General features: G+C 47.6%; 18 protein-coding genes. 14 read left to right on the top strand and 4 right to left on the bottom strand.

Going from position 1 to position 18,646, the window contains the following annotated elements; translation table 11 throughout:
• Window positions 1-246 precede the first annotated feature (246 nt).
• Complete coding sequence (locus ACXAFQ_RS10875) at window positions 247-1,062, bottom strand: SDR family oxidoreductase (RefSeq protein ID WP_474821531.1); 816 nt, start codon at window positions 1,060-1,062, stop codon at window positions 247-249.
• A gap of 12 nt (window positions 1,063-1,074) precedes the next feature.
• Entirely contained in the window at window positions 1,075-1,872 is a 798-nt protein-coding gene (locus ACXAFQ_RS10870; RefSeq protein ID WP_474821528.1) for an SDR family NAD(P)-dependent oxidoreductase, read from the bottom strand.
• A gap of 340 nt (window positions 1,873-2,212) precedes the next feature.
• Between ACXAFQ_RS10870 and ACXAFQ_RS10865 the strand changes: the two genes are divergently transcribed.
• Window positions 2,213-3,640 (top strand): glycoside hydrolase family 15 protein, encoded by a 1,428-nt coding sequence (locus ACXAFQ_RS10865; protein ID WP_474821525.1) that lies wholly within the window; start codon window positions 2,213-2,215, stop codon window positions 3,638-3,640.
• A gap of 108 nt (window positions 3,641-3,748) precedes the next feature.
• Window positions 3,749-4,564 carry a mechanosensitive ion channel family protein gene (locus tag ACXAFQ_RS10860; protein ID WP_474821523.1) on the top strand — a complete coding sequence of 272 codons (816 nt, stop codon included), beginning with the start codon at window positions 3,749-3,751 and terminating at the stop codon, window positions 4,562-4,564.
• 70 nt (window positions 4,565-4,634) lie between these two features.
• Here the strand turns inward: ACXAFQ_RS10860 and ACXAFQ_RS10855 are convergent, their stop codons facing one another.
• A complete protein-coding gene (locus ACXAFQ_RS10855; RefSeq protein WP_474821520.1) occupies window positions 4,635-5,231 on the bottom strand; it encodes a TetR/AcrR family transcriptional regulator in 597 nt (198 codons plus the stop codon).
• Between the two features lie 102 nt (window positions 5,232-5,333).
• On the opposite strand from ACXAFQ_RS10855, the gene ACXAFQ_RS10850 reads away from it, so the two are divergent.
• From ACXAFQ_RS10850 to ACXAFQ_RS10795, 12 genes are all read left to right on the top strand, one after another.
• Entirely contained in the window at window positions 5,334-6,320 is a 987-nt protein-coding gene (locus tag ACXAFQ_RS10850) for an aldo/keto reductase (RefSeq protein WP_474821516.1), read from the top strand.
• A 19-nt stretch (window positions 6,321-6,339) separates the two neighbouring features.
• The gene (locus ACXAFQ_RS10845) at window positions 6,340-7,740 is read left to right on the top strand and encodes an MFS transporter (protein WP_474821513.1); all 1,401 of its coding nucleotides are present in this window, start codon (window positions 6,340-6,342) and stop codon (window positions 7,738-7,740) included.
• A gap of 238 nt (window positions 7,741-7,978) precedes the next feature.
• The gene (gene dusA / locus ACXAFQ_RS10840; protein WP_474821509.1) at window positions 7,979-8,992 is read left to right on the top strand and encodes a tRNA dihydrouridine(20/20a) synthase DusA; all 1,014 of its coding nucleotides are present in this window, start codon (window positions 7,979-7,981) and stop codon (window positions 8,990-8,992) included.
• A gap of 204 nt (window positions 8,993-9,196) precedes the next feature.
• Complete coding sequence (locus tag ACXAFQ_RS10835) at window positions 9,197-9,484, top strand: hypothetical protein (protein ID WP_474821506.1); 288 nt, start codon at window positions 9,197-9,199, stop codon at window positions 9,482-9,484.
• 472 nt (window positions 9,485-9,956) lie between these two features.
• Complete coding sequence (pspA, locus tag ACXAFQ_RS10830; protein ID WP_474821503.1) at window positions 9,957-10,628, top strand: phage shock protein PspA; 672 nt, start codon at window positions 9,957-9,959, stop codon at window positions 10,626-10,628.
• Between the two features lie 63 nt (window positions 10,629-10,691).
• Window positions 10,692-10,895: a PspC domain-containing protein gene (locus tag ACXAFQ_RS10825; RefSeq protein ID WP_070127619.1), complete on the top strand. Its 204-nt coding sequence runs from the start codon at window positions 10,692-10,694 to the stop codon at window positions 10,893-10,895.
• The gene (locus ACXAFQ_RS10820; RefSeq protein WP_474821497.1) at window positions 10,895-11,224 is read left to right on the top strand and encodes a hypothetical protein; all 330 of its coding nucleotides are present in this window, start codon (window positions 10,895-10,897) and stop codon (window positions 11,222-11,224) included. The genes ACXAFQ_RS10825 and ACXAFQ_RS10820 overlap by 1 nt, the downstream gene beginning before the upstream one ends.
• A 131-nt stretch (window positions 11,225-11,355) precedes the next feature.
• The gene (locus ACXAFQ_RS10815) at window positions 11,356-12,348 is read left to right on the top strand and encodes a DUF2333 family protein (protein ID WP_474822422.1); all 993 of its coding nucleotides are present in this window, start codon (window positions 11,356-11,358) and stop codon (window positions 12,346-12,348) included.
• A gap of 3 nt (window positions 12,349-12,351) precedes the next feature.
• Window positions 12,352-13,125 carry a TIGR04219 family outer membrane beta-barrel protein gene (locus tag ACXAFQ_RS10810; RefSeq protein ID WP_474821494.1) on the top strand — a complete coding sequence of 258 codons (774 nt, stop codon included), beginning with the start codon at window positions 12,352-12,354 and terminating at the stop codon, window positions 13,123-13,125.
• 210 nt (window positions 13,126-13,335) lie between these two features.
• Entirely contained in the window at window positions 13,336-15,165 is a 1,830-nt protein-coding gene (locus tag ACXAFQ_RS10805; RefSeq protein WP_474821491.1) for an assimilatory sulfite reductase (NADPH) flavoprotein subunit, read from the top strand.
• On the top strand, window positions 15,165-16,883 hold the full coding sequence (gene cysI / locus ACXAFQ_RS10800) for an assimilatory sulfite reductase (NADPH) hemoprotein subunit (protein WP_474821487.1): 1,719 nt from the start codon (window positions 15,165-15,167) through the stop codon (window positions 16,881-16,883). Before ACXAFQ_RS10805 ends, cysI begins: the two co-directional genes overlap by 1 nt.
• Window positions 16,876-17,622 (top strand): phosphoadenylyl-sulfate reductase, encoded by a 747-nt coding sequence (locus ACXAFQ_RS10795; RefSeq protein WP_474821483.1) that lies wholly within the window; start codon window positions 16,876-16,878, stop codon window positions 17,620-17,622. The genes cysI and ACXAFQ_RS10795 overlap by 8 nt, the downstream gene beginning before the upstream one ends.
• 66 nt (window positions 17,623-17,688) lie before the next feature.
• Here ACXAFQ_RS10795 and ACXAFQ_RS10790 read toward each other — a convergent pair whose 3' ends face one another.
• Window positions 17,689-18,597, bottom strand: a complete 909-nt coding sequence (locus ACXAFQ_RS10790; protein WP_474821479.1) for a TIGR03899 family protein — start codon at window positions 18,595-18,597, stop codon at window positions 17,689-17,691.
• Window positions 18,598-18,646: the final 49 nt, after the last annotated feature.

Here is an 18,646-nt window from a genome sequence, read left to right as displayed (position 1 = left end):
CCTAAGTGGGGATAATTTAATCTAAATAAGAATGGTTTTCATTTCTGTTTGTGAGAGTGTACAGGGAATGAAGTTGAATTGCTCGGAAAAAAATAGGAACGCGAGAGAATACAGATAAGAATTAAATTGGGAGTTGAGAAATAAGAGGATTGGCGTGAGAAAAGTTTGCCACTGAGCCAGCTAAAAAAAGCCCGTTATCAACAACGGGCACTTGTACAGTATTTAGTGGTGATAAAGCTTAATTTTTTAAGCGCCAACCATCATGCCACCGTTTACGTGAAGCGTTTGACCGGTGATGAATGCCCCATCCTGGCTGGCGAGAAATACATAGGCAGGGCCAAGTTCCCGAGGTTGTCCTACCCGGCCAATAGGGGCCGCCATATTCTTTAACATATCTTCGTCGAAGTCTTCGAATACAGATTGAATATCAGTAGCGATGGGGCCTGGTGCAACTTCATTAACTCGAATGCCTTTGTCCATATATTGCTTGGCTAGCGAGCGAGTAAATGCTGAGATTGCTCCTTTTGTAGATGAATAAGGTAATAAAGCCTTATTGCCGACATAACCATTTATCGAGCCGGTGTTAACGATGGCAGAACCTGATTGCATATGGCGAAGTGCGGCACGACTTAGGTAAAACATACCTGCCATATTCACATCAAAGTGGGCCGTCCAATCTTCGTCGCTTACTTCTTCAAGATTATGGTAAGCCTTCTGAAATCCCGCATTGTTCACCAGAATGTCGATGCCGCCCCAGGAAGAAACGACCTTTTCAACCGCGCGATCGCAGTCAGCGCTATCGCCAGTGTTACCTTGTATTACCAACGCAGCTACACCTTCAGCTTCAATGGCTTGCTTGGTCTCGGCAGCCTTGTCTTCAGCCGAGTGATAAATAATAGCCACTTTGGCACCTTCCCGGGCCATGTGCAGCGCGGCAGCTCGACCAATACCACTGTCGCCACCGGAGATTAACACGCGTTTACCTTTCAATTTTCCTGCGCCGACATAGTCATTGTTAATGTACTCAGGGTCGGGAAGGTGAGGCACTTTAGAATCTGACATATTTATCTCCTATTAAGTATTAATTGCCGCTACAGCGCCACCATCTACCCGCCAGGCAGAACCGTTGGTGAAAGTGGTTCGGTTAGAACAAAGCAATGCTACCGCCGCCGCTACTTCGTCAGCGCGGCCTCGGCGTTTAAGCGTGAGGTAAGGACGTTCTTTTTCGAGAAAATGTTCAACCGCTTCTTCCTGTGACACGCCGAGTTCTTCAGACAGTTTTTCCATCATGCCATCGGTCATTGGACTCTCGATGAAAGCGGGCATAACTGCATTAACCAAAACACCTTTCGGGCCATAGGGAAGTGACAACGCTTTGGTATAACTGAGTAAGGCAGCTTTGGATGCGTTGTACACGGCTTCGTCTGGGTAAGGTTGAACAGCGTTTTCGGATACGGTGAGCACAACCCGTCCCCAGCCTTTTTCAACCATGCCAGGTACGATAGCCCGACATACCCTTACCGCAGACATAAAGTTAATATTCCAGCATTCCATCCAGTCTTCATCTTTCATCGTTAACGGGTCGCCCTTGGCTCCAGTAATCCCCGCCAGATGTACCAGAATATCCGCACCGCCCACTGCTTTTACTTTGTCAGCTAACGTGTTGATATCGCTTTCGTCGGTCAGGTCGGCTTTATAAAAGCCGACAACAGATTCGTGGAGTTCATCCACCGCCGCGCGAAGTGCTTCTTCGTTCATGTCGGTGAGAAACAGACGCACACCTTCTTCAGCTAGACATTTCGCAGATGCAAGGCCAAGACCACCTGATGCACCACTGATAAGGGCAACGCGCCCTTTAATATTTAAGTCCATGGGATACCTTCAAAATAGATTTCGTGAATGGAAATGAAGAAGTTCGTTTTTAAGGCAGCAAGGAGTATGCCTGAGGGTATGTCGAACAATTACTCTTGTAACTTCAGTGCGTTACAAAAATAACGCAACTTCCCCGATCGCTCTGATTGCTAATGCCGGAAAATTATTACAATAAATTGTAAATGATGGAGACATGTCGGCAGGGTATGGGAAAGACCGATGCTTGCTCAATAGTCGGAATGATTTGCTAATTTATCGCATCTGATGTCCAAACGCTGATCGTCACGGGTGCAGAGGGGTATAAAGCAATAACTTTCTGTTTCCGGAATCAAACCGACTCATGGTAGAAATAAAACAGGCGCCCGCTGCGCAATCAACGCATCCAGTGACTCTGGAGAAATGGCTGAAATCGGCTGAACGAAACCTGTTAGACGGTATCTTTGACAATATCTCACCGTCTGACGGCAAGCCCGGAGCCGTTATCGCTTCTCCGTCTCGCTCAAATCCAGACTATTACTATCACTGGACCCGTGATTCGGCCCGCACCATGAGAGAGATCGCAAGACTTTGTGAGACTAATGAGTTCGGGCTCAGAGAAAAGTATCTGGAAGTAATGGAAGACTATATTGACTTCTCGACGCTAAACCAGCAGACGCCTAACCCCAGCGGAAACGTAGGTGAGCCGAAGTTTTACGTAAGTGGTCACGCCTATAAAGATGAATGGGGAAGACCACAGAACGACGGTCCGGCACAACGTGGTCTGACAATGACGCGCTGGGCGCGGTATCTGATGAGTCAGGGAGAAATTGATTACGTTCGGGATGCGCTCTTTGGCATTGATGAAGGGCTTATCAAAACAGATTTGGACTACATCGCCAACCACTGGCAGGACAGTTGTTTTGATGTATGGGAAGAAGTGAAAGGCGATCATTTTTACACCCGGATTCTTCAGTATACGGCACTGCGCGAAGGGGCTGAGCTGGCTGATGAGCTGGGCATCACTGGTACCGCATCTTTCTACCATCGTCAGGCCGGAGACATTGAGTCCGCAATGAATGATTTCTGGTCTGAAGAGGGGGGCTACTATATGGCTACCCTTAACCGGCAGGGCGGTCTGGATTATAAATCATCTGGTCTTGATATCGCTGTGCTTCTTGGGGTTTTTCAGGTTGGCATTTTCCAGGGGGCTTCCGGTTCACGGCCCTATCTGACCGCCGCAAATGACAGGGTGCTATCTACTGCGCTGAAGCTGTACGAGGCTTTTGACTCAATGTTCCCGGTCAATGATATCAAAATGTCTCCAGCCGGTGAGCGACTTGCACCGGGTATTGGTCGTTATCCTGAAGATAAATATAGCGGCACCGACGGAGTTGATACTGGCAATCCATGGTTTTTATGTACTGGCACGATGGCTGGCATTTGTTATTTGACCGCTTCTCTGTTTTTAACGCAAGAGAGTCTTAATCTGACGAATTACAATCTGGGCTTTCTGCAGCTCGCGGTTTCTTATTGCCGGGACGATATTGAACTGCATCAGGAACAGGTTTACGAGAAAGACAGTGAAGAGTTCTCGTTTATTATTAAAGGTTTGATTAATTTAGGGGATGCCTGTTTACACCGTATTCAGTTCCACTGCGGCGAAAACGATGCCATGTCAGAGCAATTCCACTATCAGACCGGCGAGATGTTGAGTGCAGATAATCTGACATGGAGCTATGTAAATGTGCTTAGCTGTATGGGATTACGGAAGCAGATCACCAGCAGGTAAATTGGGATTGTCTTAATGTGTAGAAAGAAAACAGGAGCGTGATTTAATTGTTTCCGTAGTTTGAGTTGGTTATTCTCTGACGTAGTTATATTCCACCCAGATAACAACATGGAAACAGAAATACAACAAGCTCAGGCCATTTATGAAACCCTTGTAGAGTTCGCAGTTACATACAGTTTTCAGATTTTAGGCGCACTAATCATACTGCTGTTTGGCTGGTGGATTGCCACGAAAGTTGGCAATGTGGTCGAGAATCTGATGGTGAAGCGTGAAATTGATATTACGCTCAGTCGCTTCACCGGCGGTGCCTGTAAAATTCTACTACTTGGTCTGGTCATCATTATTGCGCTGGGTAATATCGGAATTAGCGTTACGCCCCTTATCGCCGCCATCGGAGCGGTGGGACTCGGTGCCGGCCTTGCCATTCAGGGTATGCTGGCCAACTATGCCGCCGGGTTTACAATCATCATCACCCGACCCTTTGTACTTGGCGATACCATCCACGTTCGCGGCGTGTCCGGCGTGGTGGATAAAGTCATGTTGCCATATACCATCCTTGTCAATGAAGATAATGTAAGCATTCAGATCCCCAATAAACTTATCGTAGGCGAAATTCTGCATAACTCTGCAGAGCAGATGCTTATTGAGCTCGAAGTCGGCGTGGCTTACTCCAGTAATGTGGACGATGTAATCCGCGTGCTGGAAAAAGCGGTTGCTCAGGTGGAAGGCGTTTCTGCAGACAAAACACCGGCTATCGGGGTGGATAACTTCGGTGACAGCAGCATTAACTTTGGTGTGCGGGTATGGGCATTAACGACCCGCCATTTTGAAATCCGCTATGCGCTGAATAAAGCTATTCACGACGGTTTGCAACAGGCTGATATTGAAATCCCGTTCCCGCAGCGGGAAGTAAAGATGCTCTGAGGGAGTTCCCATCGTTGCTTCTCAGTTGCGCTAAGCCAAAACGACTTCTAATCAGTTACGGATCTGCATCTCACGGAGTCAGACGTGTTTCAATCAAACTAACAAATTCCTGCCGTGTTTGCTCCAACGCATTTTCATCACTAACTCTTACCGGTAGTACCTTGCCTGCATCGATGAGGCTTATCATTAACAGCGCGGTAATGTCGGCTGAAATAGTGGTACTAATTTCTCCACTGGCCTGACCGGTACGAATGGTTTCGGCCAGTAAGCTTTGCAATCGTTGCGTGTATTTCCGCAATATATCCCGGGTACGATCATCATGATTCGATTGTGAGATCAAATCCATCAATACACTTCGGTTACCTTTCACATTCTGATAAATGCGGTCTCTGAAGAACTGAACTAATACATCAAAAGTAGTTAGCGACGCATCCGGATGGGCAAAGTAATCCACCGCAGTTGCAAAAACCTGATCGGCAATCGCAGCCAGAATTTCGTCTTTACTGGCGAAGTAATGGTAAAGGTGGCCCGGACTGATTTTCGCTGCGGCACAAATTTTGGCTGTTGAGGTTTTAATAAGCCCCCATTCTTCAAAGCACTTGACTGCAGCCTGAATGATCTCGGTGCGCTTTTTGGCATGTTTGTTTTTGTCGACGATTCTCATCATTACATAGAATTAATTTTTAGAGTAATTAGTCTAACAATGTTGACGGAGTAGGGAAAGGGATCTTATTATTAGAGTGTTCAGTCTAATAAAGGGTGGTGAAACATGACGACAATGAAACAAAGGCATCTCGGTTCACAGGGGCTCACTGTTGGCGCACTGGGGTTGGGTTGTAACCGGATGTCATTGAAAAAAGACAGAGACGATAAAGAAAGCATAGCTACGATTCAGCAAAGCATTGATGAGGGATTCACGCTGATCAATACAGCAGATTTCTATGGTCGCGGGCACAATGAATCATTGATTGCACAAGCGTTGAAAGGACGCCGTGACAAAGTAAGCCTGAGTGTAAAATGTGGAGCAATGTTTGATCCATCCGGGGCTTTTTTAGGTGTTGATGGCAGGCCGAAATCAATTAAAAATTTTGCCAGCTACTCTCTACAGCGTTTAGGTGTCGACGTTATCGACTTGTACCAGCCATGTCGTGCTGACCCTGACGTACCGTACGAGGAAACGATTGGTGCAGTGAAGGATCTGATTGATGAGGGGAAAGTGCGCTACCTCGGCGTTTCCGAAGTGGGTGCAGATTTACTTAAACGAGCTCATGCAATCCACCCTGTAAGTGCAATTGAAGTAGAATACTCTATAGTTTGTCGGTTTATTGAAAATGAAATATTGCCAACAGCGCAGTCACTGGGAGTAGGTGTTGTACCTTATCGGGTATTGGCTGATGGCTTGCTGACCGGACATGCAACCCGGGTATCAGAGGACGATAAAACCGCATTTACTCCCCCCAGATTAATAGGCTCAAACTACGATCACAATGTTCAGCAGATCGAAAAGTTAACGCCTGTTGCGGCGGCATTGAACATCACCGTACCCCAGTTGGCGGTAGCCTGGTTACTAAGCAAGCACGAAAATATTGTGCCTTTGGTGGGCATGACACATCGCGGCAGGATTGCTGAAAACAGAGTAATAGCGGATATCGACATCCCGGATGATATTCGTCAGCAACTCGATACAACGTTCAGCCAAAGTAATATTCTGGGTGACCGCTATGCGCCATCGTTGCTGAAATTTGTTGCCCAATAACAAATGACGGGACGTTGAAGTGACAACTTTAAGTAAGCTGCAATGCATTGTCATCATGGTGATTTTTTCAGCTGCTGCATTCGTCAGCGTGTTGAATACCAGCATGATGAATGTGGGTGTACCTGCGATTATTGATGAATTTTCGATATCAAATAGTGCGGCAGGGTGGGTAATTACCGGGTATGCCATTGTGTTTGCTATTGGCACGGCAGTATATGGGAAGGCGCTGGATGTTTTCCCAATTCACAGGTTATTTGCCTTCGCAATAAGTGTATTTCTTGCGGGAAGCCTTTTGTGTTATTGGTCACCGTCGTTTTTTGTGCTGGTAGCAGGACGAGCGGTTCAGGCGGCAGGCGCCGCCGCCATTCCTTCACTGGCATTTGGCGCCATCAGTACATTAATGCCTGCTGCCAATCGTGGTCTGATGTTTGGCATAATTTCTTCTTCGGTGGGTCTGGGAGCTGCATGCGGTCCTGTTATAGGGGGCATGGTGATCAGCATTTCCAGTTGGCATGTTTTATTTCTGGCTACGACAATACTACTGGTGATATTGCTGCCTTGTGCGAAACTGCTTCCGGTACAGCAGCCGACACAGTCTGATAATCGCTGGCAACAGCTGAACCCTGCAGGGGCCGTTTTATTTGGTGTCAGTATCGCGCTGGTCATGGTATTGCTCACGCTGTTGCAGTCACAGACCCCGCCTTACGTTATGATATTTTTAATAGGGGCAACAGTGGCAATAAGCTGGTTTACGTTCAGACAAAGTAACCAGGCCGAGTTTCCTTTTATCGAGGCTTCAGTGTTTCAGAACCCGCAATTTATCCAGGCGTCTTCGGTGGCATTCATTGCCCAACTAGTCTATCTCGGTGGGGGTCTTTTTGTGCTGCCGATTGTGTTGTCCGATCAATATCATCTGAATGAATCGACAATCGGACTGGTACTTGCTCCTGCGGCCATCACTGTGGCTATTGCATCCCCCATTTCGGGCCGGTTAGCTGACAAGTTCAGTCCGTATATCCTGGCAGTATCAGGCACCTGCTTGTTGTGCTGTGGCACGTTGGTTATGGCGCTTTTCGCACTGGCGCATGGCACTGTAATAATCAGTGTCGCCATGATGGTTGTTGCTTTGGGGTTTGCATTTATTGCTTCAGCAGCACCATTAATAGCCTCTTCAACCCTTCCTGAGCACCACCAGGGCGCTGGGATGGGGTTATTCCAGATGCTGTTTTTCCTTGGTGCCGCAACGGGGGCATGCGTGTTCGGCGCACTACTGCAGTGGCTTAAACAACAGCAGATTAATTTGCACATTGGAACCGGCGAGCTATCTGCAAATAGCGCTGTGTTTTTAATTGCTTCACTGGTTGCATTGATAGCCGTTGCGGTGTCAGTGATAGCCTTGCTAAATAAGCCGACAGAGTAGAGAGCTTTAGTGAATCTTACCTGTATATACAGCAGCAGCTGCGTTTTGCCGCTTGATTGCGGCAGCGCATTCTGTGGTAAAATAATGCATTAATTACTCCGGCTATAAAAGCCCTGCTTTGCGCTTACACCTCTCGGATGGATTACAGGGCAGTGAGCCGGAGCAATGGTTATTTGAATTAAGTGCAGCTTAATTCTATGAAAGCATTTAATTACAGTGGTTTACAGGCTATTTTACTATGTTATCTACCCATCGCCGTTTCTCAGTCGCGCCAATGCTCGACTGGACCGATCAACATTGCCGCTATTTTCTGCGCCAAATTACAAAGCACAGTCTGCTTTATACCGAGATGGTAACAACGGGTGCGCTGATCTACGGTAAAGGTGATTATCTGGCATTTAACGAAGAAGAACATCCTGTGGCGCTGCAACTGGGCGGATGTGATCCCTCCGATATGGCGCGGTGTTCTGAAATGGCACAAGCCCGTGGCTATGATGAAGTAAACATTAATGTTGGCTGTCCGTCAGACCGGGTAAAGAACGGTGCTTTCGGCGCTTGCCTGATGGCACAACCTGAAGTGGTGGCCGACTGTGTAAAAGCCATGCAGGCGGCGGTAGATATTCCGGTAACGGTTAAATGCCGTATTGGTATCGATGATATGGACGAATATGAAGGCTTTGCCCGGTTTGTCGATATTGTTGCCGATGCAGGCTGCGATACCTTCATTGTGCATGCCCGCAAAGCCTGGCTGCAAGGGTTGAGTCCCAAGGAGAACCGCGAAATTCCGCCGCTGAATTACCCCCGTGTGTATCAACTTAAAGAAACGCATTCAGGACTAAACATTAGCATTAACGGTGGGGTGAAAACCCTCGATGATACCCTTGATCACTTAAACAAAGTTGATGGGGTTATGATGGGGCGGGAAGCTTATTCTAACCCTTACTTGCTATCGTCCGTTGATAAGGTGGTTTTCGGTGACGAAGCGCAGGCGAAAACGCGTGGCGAAATTGTTCACATCATGCAGAAATATATCGAGCGTCAAACCGATGAGTGGTTTAAGCCTTGGCACGTGGCCCGCCATATGTTGGGGTTGTATCAGGGGCAGGCTGGCGGGCGCATCTGGCGTCGTTACTTAAGCCAGAATGGAACCGGTAAAGAGCGTGATCCTAATCTTCTGATGAATGCGCTTGAGCAAGTTGAGCAGGCGCAAGCCAACGCAAAAGCATTTAACGAATCCCGGGTGGTGGAATAGACTAACGGTAGTGGTTGTTTTCACCATTTTATTGTGTTGTTCGTTTTTTGTGCTTTTTAGTGCCACCTTGTTATTTTTAAAAAGTTACTTAAATACAAGGGTTTAAAGAATTTTTCGTAGTTGGCACATCTCTCGCTATCTCTACGGTAACTTGTCGTCGCAGTGTGAACGACACCATTAAAACGTTACCAAGAGGGAAACACTATGAAAGCGAAAATGATTTTAGCCAGTGCCGTGATGTCGGCTGCGATGTTTAGTTCACAAGCGATGTCGCAAGAAGGTGCGATCGAGTCATTCTTAAGCCGGATGATCGATCAAGCTGTCACTATGGCAACTGAAGAAATCAGCAATGGCGTGCAGCAATCTGTTGCCAATGCGACTTATAACTTTAGTTTGTCGAATGAATCAAAAGCAGGTTCGGTGAGTGTTACTGACCTGGCTGCAAGCGAGACACAATTAAAATCTGATCATTCTGAATCTGAAGAAGAGTAAGCTTATGGTTTGCTGTAAGATGCGAAAACAGCATCAACCTAGTGCAAAAGAACGACCATGCAGGCAATCATAATTGATTGCCTGTTTTTTTTATCTGCACAGTTCTGTCATCCGCTCCACGTCATCAGTATAAACCGAACACCATCCTCGACCCTTTAGTATTACCGTTTACTGAGTTTTCCCTATTCATCCTATTCTGTCTTTTAACCATGCTTCGGCTCAGCTTATTGCACAGCCACTTAATGCCGTGTCAGTTAATACCATGCCTGTTAATACCTTGGTGTTCGTCAGATTGGCTAATTTCCAGTGGTTAATTTAACCAAATTATTAATTACTCAGTTTTGATAACACGTTAAAAAATGAAGTGATAAGTTAAAAGTTCAATTAATACAGTGGGTTAAATATTTGGCACAGCGATTGTAATAGTCTCTCTGTAATCGAATAAACATGAAACAGGTAAAGGAGAAAGACAATGGGAATGTTCTCACGCATGTCAGACATCATTCAATCAAACATCAACGCGATGCTGGATAAAGCGGAAGACCCGGAAAAAGTGATTCGCCTGATCATTCAGGAAATGGAAGAAACCATGGTGGAGATGCGTTCAGTGGCGGCGAAATATATTGCCGAGCAGAAGTATCTCGATCGTCAGGCTGCCACATTGCAAAAGGACATCGATAGTTGGATGGCGAAAGCGGAACTGGCCATGGATAAAGGCAAGGACGATTTAGCGCGCGCCGCTCTGGTACAGAAAAATAGTTATGTGGAAAAACTGGACGCTATCGAAAGTCAGAAAACGCAGGTGAGCGACATGCTCACGTCGGTGCAAGAGGATACGCAACGTCTACACGCGAAGCTGGCTGAGGCCCGTCAGAAACAGAAAAGTTTGGTGGCGCGAAAAGACAACGCCAGTGTTCGCCTTAAAGCGCGCGGCGTAACGCACAGTACGCAGGTAGAAAACGCCATGGCGCGAATGGATAGTTATGAGCAGCGTATCGAGCATCTGGAAGCGCAAGTTGATGCCTATGATGTGGTAGGTAGTTCATCATCGGCTACATCGTTGGAAGACGAGTTCAAGGCGCTGGAAACCAACGACGCCATTGAAGAAGAACTGGCGGCACTGAAGAAAAAACGCGCCGCCTAATTTCTTACTAAACCCATTTATACGCGCCCTCTCAGGGCGCATCGTTATCGTCAGGAGAAGACAATGAAATTACCAGAAACTGATAAGCGCATTTACCGCGACATTAATAACGGCATGATCAGCGGTGTATGTGCAGGGCTTGCAAATTATCTGTCTGTTGATGCTGTTTGGGTTCGTGCTGCTGCGGTTGCTGGGCTCTTCATTCTTAGTGTACCCGTGTTGATGGCCTATATCGCCGCCACATTCCTGTTACCACGGTGGTCATAATGAAAAATGCATTTTTAGCTATCATCATCGCCATATTGCTGACTTATGCCTTTGGTAATCTGTTCAGCGATTGGTGGGGTATTCATTTAATGATGGGAGATGAAATGTTGTCACCCTTTGAGAATTTTGCTGCAGCTTCGGCGGTTGGCGTTGTATTTGTAATTATCGGCGTTATTGTTGCCTTTAGTCTTTTTGGCGCCCTTGCCATCGCCGCTGTTGCTGGTGTCGCTGCGTTAGTGGTTGCCGGTGTCGCAACGTTCTGGCCATTCCTGCTGGTAGTCCTTGCGGTGTGGTTAGTGTTGCGAACGAAACGACCACAAACGACGTGATCTGCAAAACTTACGCAAATCATGGCGAAAAATTATGGCTGGAATGCTAAAGTGCAGTCATAAGGTAATTAAAAGTGGGTGATGAGCAACATCACCCACTTTGTTATTGAGAAGGAATCTATACATTGAGCATTAAACAATACCTGAACACCCGAACCATTATTGGTACTGTTGTTGTCCTGTTTTTAATATTCTGGTTAATTGGCGTGTACTGGAGTGTTGAACCTGACACGTTTGATGTTAGACAAGCCGTGGCTGAACAAGCACAAAGTCCTTCACAAACTGAAATTCCTGGCTATACCATGACAACCACAATGATTGTGGTGACAGAAACATTGCTCGATAAGTCGGGTGGTTATATTTCTAATGATGTTATGCCACCAGGGTTGTTCCTCGATAATATGCCCGCTTGGGAATACGGCGCGCTGGAAATGATCAGAGACTTGTCGCTCTCTATGCGCAAAGATTTTAGCCGTTCTCAATCACAGTCTATAGAAAACCCGCATCTCACCAAAGCGCAGCCTGAATTCAATGTAAATAGTCGCAGCTGGGCTTTGCCTTCAGCAGAGTCTTCCTATCGCAATGGGATTAAGTCACTGGATAAATACCGCGCTGAACTGGGCGATATGGCCGCTGGCGACAGTCAGTTTTATACCCGAGCCGACAATCTTAGAGAGTGGCTTAAACAAGTAGAAAAGCGTTTAGGTTCATACTCTCAGCGCTTAAGTGCAAGCGTTGGCTCATCCAAAATGAACACCGATTTGGCCGGTGACAAGAATGCGCGACAGTCGACGCCGGCAGTGTCAGAACGGGTTGTACAGACGAGCTGGTGGAAACTGGATGATAACTTTTACGAAGCCCGCGGCGCGACTTGGGCGTTGCTGCATTTCTTAAAAGCGGCAGAAATCGAATTTGCCGATACACTTGAAGATAAGAATGCACTGGTAAGTCTTCGTCAGATCATTCGTGAACTGGAAGCGACACAGCAAACCGTGTGGAGCCCAATGATTCTTAACGGCAATGGATTTGGCATGATGGCTAATCATTCTCTGGTCATGGCAAATTATATTTCTCGCGCTAATGCAGCGCTTATTGAACTGACTGAACTTCTTAATCAAGGATAATTCATGAAAAAATGCATAGTAGCTGTAGCACTCGCAACGGCTTTTACTGCATCACCGGTAGTGGCGGACACCGTTGCCGGATTGTATCTGGGTGGCCAAGGCTGGTATACAAGCCCATCAGGTGGTTTTGCTGATGACGGTACGTTTTCCGATGGCAGCGCAATGGCAGATTTCAACTTTGATAGCAACGCGAACTCTTCATTTTACGCTGCCGTGGAACATCCGCTCCCTTTTGTACCGAATATTAAGCTGAGCTATACCACCCTCGATAGCGATGGCAATACTTCACTTACATCGACATTCACCTTCGATGGTGATGTCTATACAATGGGTAACGACATTTACACGCAAGTAGAAATGTCTACCACAGACATCATTCTTTACTATGAATTGTTCGACAACGATTTGGTGAGCTTCGATGTTGGCGTTAACGCGAAGTACGTTGACGGTACGCTTTACGTTGCCGACACGGACTCGCAAACGCAAGGTGAGCAGGCGTTTTCCGGTATCATTCCCATGGCCTATTCTCGTGTGGCAGTAGGCTTACCGTTTACCGGTCTTGGTGCGTATGCGGAAGGCAGTTATCTGTCTTTCGATGATCATACCTTGAGTGATTATCAAATTGCACTGACTTATTCATTTATTGAAAGCTTAGCGGTGGATATGACGATTCAGGCAGGCTACCGCAATGTGTCTGTCGATATTGATGATCTCGATGGCGTATACGCCGATATGGAGTTCGACGGTGCGTTTGCAGGTGTAGAAATTCATTTCTGATGATTAAAATGCCGCTGATGTTTTTTGCATCAGCGGTAAATCTTCAAATCTATAAGAGCCGTAAGTATCGCTTACGGCTCTTTTTATATTCCAGAGAGCGTAAATTTCACAGTTTTAGAAACTTTAGAGCATAAAAAAGTGTTATTTATTCTTTTCTCTTCTCAATAAAAATCGATACCTTTGACGGCATATTAAAAAGGTTAATTAACTATGTCAGTGAATTCTAATCAAAACGGAGCACCCGGTGCGGTGCTCAATGAGCAACAGTGGAATGCGATTACGCAGGCCATTGCAGGCTTAAACCGCGATCAGCTTACCTGGGTAAGTGGTTATGTTGCTGGTATGGCAGCAGCGCAGGGCGGAGCGGTTGCTCCCGCAGCAGCGGCGCCGGTAGCAGCTGCACCGGCGAATACACCAACGCTTACTATTTTGGTAGGTTCGCAAACCGGCAACGCCATGGGCGTGGCCAAAGGTTTCCAGGCGCAGGCTGAAGCAGCGGGTTACACCAGCAAGCTAATCAGCATGGCCGACTACAAGCCGCGTAGCATCAAAGGCGAGACGCACGTTGCGGTATTCGTGAGTACGCATGGTGAAGGTGATGCGCCAGATGATGCGATTGAATTCCACGAATTCCTGGGCGGTAAGAAAGCGCCTAAATTGGATGGCTTGAAGTTCGCGGTACTGGGTCTCGGTGACAGTAGCTACGAGTTCTTCTGCCAAACCGGTAAAGACTTCGATGAGCGTTTAGGTAAGCTTGGCGGAAAGGCCATCGTGCCTCGCCTTGATTGCGACGTAGATTATGAAGACGCTGCCAAAGCCTGGGGTGAACAATTAGTTGCGGCACTGAAAGACGATTTTGCGTCTGCCGGAACTCACGACGTGGTGACTGTTCAGTCAGGCGTTGCTGCACCATCTGGCGCAGAGCAGATGTACACCAAAAAGTCACCGTTTAAAGCCACGTTGATTGAATCGCAGAAAATCACTGGTCGTGATTCGGTAAAAGACATCCGTCACATCGAAATCAGCCTGGAAGATTCAGGCATTCAGTATCGTGCCGGTGATGCTTTAGGGATCTGGTTTAAGAATTCTGCCGAATTGGTTGCTGAATTCCTGGAACTCACAGGTTTGTCTGGCTCTGAAGAAGTGAAAGTGGGTGATGCCACCGTTTCATTAACTGAAGCACTGACCAGCAAGCTGGAACTGACACTAAGCTATCCAACGTTTGTAAAAGCTTATCAGGAAGCAACAGGCTCCGAAGGCCTGGCTGCGCTGATGGAAGATAAAGCGCAACTGCGTACTTACCTGGCAGAGCGTCAGTTGATTGATATCGTTCGTGAACACCCGGCGAAAATTGAAGCACAGGCCTTTGCTGATGCGTTCCGCCCGTTAACGCCTCGTTTGTATTCTATTGCATCCAGTCAGGATGAAGTAGAAGAAGAAGTGCATCTGACCGTGGCACACGTCGACTACGAAGCCTTTGGCAAACGTCACCAGGGTGGCGCATCCAGCTTCCTTTGTGAACGATTGGAAGAAGGTGCCGAAGTTGAAGTGTATATCGAGAAAAATGACCACTTCCGTCTGCCTGATAATGGCGACACGCCTGTCATCATGGTGGGTCCGGGAACCGGTATCGCACCATTCCGTGCATTCATGCAGGAACGCGACGCTCAAGGTGCTGAAGGCAAGAACTGGCTGTTTTTCGGTAACCCTAACTTCACCCAGGACTTCCTCTATCAGGTTGAGTGGCAGGGCTACGTGAAATCTGGTCTGGTTGACAAAATCACGCTGGCATTCTCCCGCGATCAGAAAGAAAAGATTTATGTTCAGCATCGTTTAACTGAAAACGGTAAAGAAGTGTGGGAGTGGCTTGAAGCCGGTGCTCACTTCTATGTGTGTGGTGATGCAACACACATGGCAAAAGATGTTGAAGCTGCGCTGGTTTCCATCATCCAGGAGCACGGTGGTAAGTCTGAAGAAGACGCCAAAGCCTATATTGTTGCTCTGCGCAAAGCCAAACGTTATCAGAAGGATGTCTATTAATGAGTAACGAAAAATCGCCATTTATCGTTGAAGGCAAACTGGCTGACAACGAGCGCCTGAAGCGCGAAAGTAATAACCTGCGCGGTACTATCGAACAAGATCTGAAAGACGATTTAACCGGTGGTTTCACAGCAGATAACTTCCAGCTGATCCGTTTTCACGGTATGTATCAGCAGGACGACCGCGATATTCGTGCAGAACGTGGTAAGCAAAAGCTTGAACCGCTGCACAATGTGATGCTGCGTGCCCGTCTTCCGGGTGGTGTGATGACACCAGAACAATGGCTGGTTATTGACAAGTTTGCTGAAGAGCACACCATGTATGGCAGTATCCGCCTGACTACCCGTCAGACGTTCCAGTTCCACGGTGTACTGAAGCCGCACATTAAACTGATGCACCAGACGCTGAATAAAACCGGAATTGATTCTATCGCCACTGCCGGTGACGTAAACCGTAACGTACTGTGTACCAGCAACCCGATTCAGTCTCAGTTGCATGCTGAAGCTTACGAATGGGCGAAGAAAATTTCTGAGCATCTGCTGCCTAAAACCCGTGCTTATGCCGAAATCTGGCTGGACGGCGAAAAAGTAGAAACCACCGAGAAGCCGGTTGAGCCGATTTTAGGTGATAATTATCTGCCACGTAAGTTTAAAACTACCGTGGTTATTCCGCCGCAGAACGATGTTGACTTACACGCTAACGATCTGAACTTCGTTGCCATTGCTGAAGACGGGAAGTTGGTAGGCTTTAACGTGCTGGTGGGCGGTGGTCTTGCCATGACCCACGGTGATAAGTCAACGTATCCGCGAAAAGCGACTGACTTTGGTTTTATCCCGCTGGAAAATACGCTGGATGTTGCCGCTGCTGTTGTAACCACACAGCGTGACTGGGGTAACCGGGTTAATCGTAAAAATGCGAAAACCAAATACACCCTTGAGCGTGTAGGTGCTGATAACTTCAAAGCCGAAGTAGAAAAGCGTGCCGGTGTGAGCTTTGCTGAATCACGTCCATACGAATTTACTACCCGTGGCGACAGCTTCGGGTGGGTTGAAGGTATCGACGGTAACTATCACCTGACACTGTTCATCGAGAACGGTCGTATTCTGGACTTCCCGGGTCGTCCGCTAAAGACAGGTTGTGCTGAAATCGCCAAAATTCACAAAGGTGATTTCCGATTAACCGCCAACCAGAACCTGATCATCGCGGGTGTACCTGCTGATCAAAAAGCGGCGATTGAAAAAATTGCCCGTGATCACAAACTGATCGAAGACGATACATCGAATCAGAAACTCGATTCCATGGCGTGTGTATCGCTGCCAACGTGCCCGCTGGCAATGGCAGAAGCAGAGCGTTATCTACCAGAAGCGGTAGGCCGTATGGAAGGGTTACTGGCATCTCATGGCGTAGCCGACGACAGCATTATCTTCCGTATCACCGGCTGTCCGAATGGATGTGGTCGTGCCATGCTGGCTGAAATTGGCCTGGTAGGTAAAGGCCCGGGTAAATATAACCTGCACCTTGGCGGTAATCGTGAAGGTACTCGCATTCCTAAGATGTATCAGGAAAATATCAGTGAAGACGAAATCTTTACTGAACTCGATACCTTAATTGGCCGTTGGGCAAAAGAACGCGAAAGCGGTGAAGCGTTCGGTGACTTCGTCATTCGCGCGGGCGTTATTGCCCCTGTGGTTGACTCAGCAAGAGACTTCTATGAGTGATATCCTGACCGACACCACATCGAAGCTGACGCTGGACACCAGCGCAGCAGAGATTGCAGACATTAACGCAGAGCTGGAGGGCATGGACGCGGCTGGCCGTATTGCCTGGGCACTGAAAATGCTGCCCGGTAAGCCCATGATGTCCTCTAGCTTCGGTGCGCAGTCTGCCGTTATGCTGAAACTTCTGGTGTCAGCTAAGCCGGATATTCCGGTAGTGCTGACCGATACCGGTTATCTGTTTCCGGAAACCTACAAGTTCATTGATGAACTAACGGAACGACTCAACCTTAACCTGAAAGTGTACCAGTCAGAGATGTCTGCGGCCTGGCAGGAAGCACGGTTTGGTCGATTGTGGGAACAGGGTGTTGAAGGGATTGAGAAATACAACCGCATTAATAAGGTTGAGCCCATGCAACGGGCGCTGAAAGATCTGGAAGTGGGTACCTGGTTTGCGGGTTTACGCCGCAGCCAGTCTGACACCCGCGAAAGATTACCGGTGCTGCAAAAGGTAGGAAAACAATTTAAGGTTTATCCAATCATCGATTGGTCTAACAAAGACTTGCACTACTACCTGAAAGAGCATGAGTTGCCGTATCACCCGCTTTGGGACGAAGGCTACGTGTCGATTGGTGACTGGCATACTACCCAGTCCTTACAAGAAGGCATGAACGAACAAGATACGCGCTTCTTTGGCCTGAAACGTGAGTGTGGATTGCACGAATTTGGTGACGGTATTTAACCTTCTCTAAGCGAATAAAAAAGCGACCTTTCTACGGTCGCTTTTTTATTGCCGGTCATTTATTGGCTATTCGATAGTAAAAGGGCCACTAAAGCGCTCTTTCAAAGCATTTACGTACGCCGCTGCGCTTTGTCGGGATATGAGTCGAGCGAGTTCAGCCCCGGTGCTGGTAAACTTATAATACACCAATGCTAATCCTTGGCGGTTCGGCACAATATGAAACGTTTCTTGGCCGCATCGCCATTTAATGCCTTGCCCTTGTTCTAATTCACCACTTTCAATTTCACTGGCAAAAATCAATTTCATATCGGTAAGGGCCAGTAAGTCAGGATAACTTACACCGTAACTGGCCAAATTCAGCGACTCGGGCTGTCGCTGGCCGAGAAACGCCCAGAAGCCGGGCTTTTGATGGTAACCGGTGAGAATACGAGGCTCACTGTCGCCTTGTCGAACGCACGACAACGAAGCTGCTCTTGAGAATATGGCAGCATCTCGTTGAGTAAGCGCCTTCAATGTTTCCAAACTGCGCAGCGAGAACGAACCCGGCTTACTCACTTCCACCGCGAATATTTTGCCCCATAAGGTTTGCATTGTGGGTGAGTAAATATTTTCAGCGAGTTGCGAGAAGGCGTAGAACCAGTCTGGGTCCACCATTTCTTCGCTTGTCTCGGTGAGGCTGACTCCCATTGCCGCTTCCATTACGGCTTGCAGATTACGGATTTTTGCTAATGCCTGAATGTCGTTTCTACGTTTAATTGCTCGCTGCCGGGTGTCTTCATCCGGCATGATCATCGAGGGGCTCACCCCAACTCTGGCGAACAGCGACTGGATACGCTGAACATTGTCTGTTGCTGAACGCGAAGCCGAACTGCTGCGTTTCACATTCTCTGACGCGCTGCTCTGTGGCGCTTGTTTTAGCGCTGCTGGGCTTAAAGGAGCAGCGGCAGAGGAATTACCCGAATCAGTGACTTTCATAGCTAAGAATTAGAATAAGACGAATATTAACTTTACGCTTCACATTCTT

This window comes from Alteromonas sp. ABH2_165 (assembly GCF_056159945.1).
This window is presented reverse-complemented; position numbering and strand designations above follow the sequence as displayed.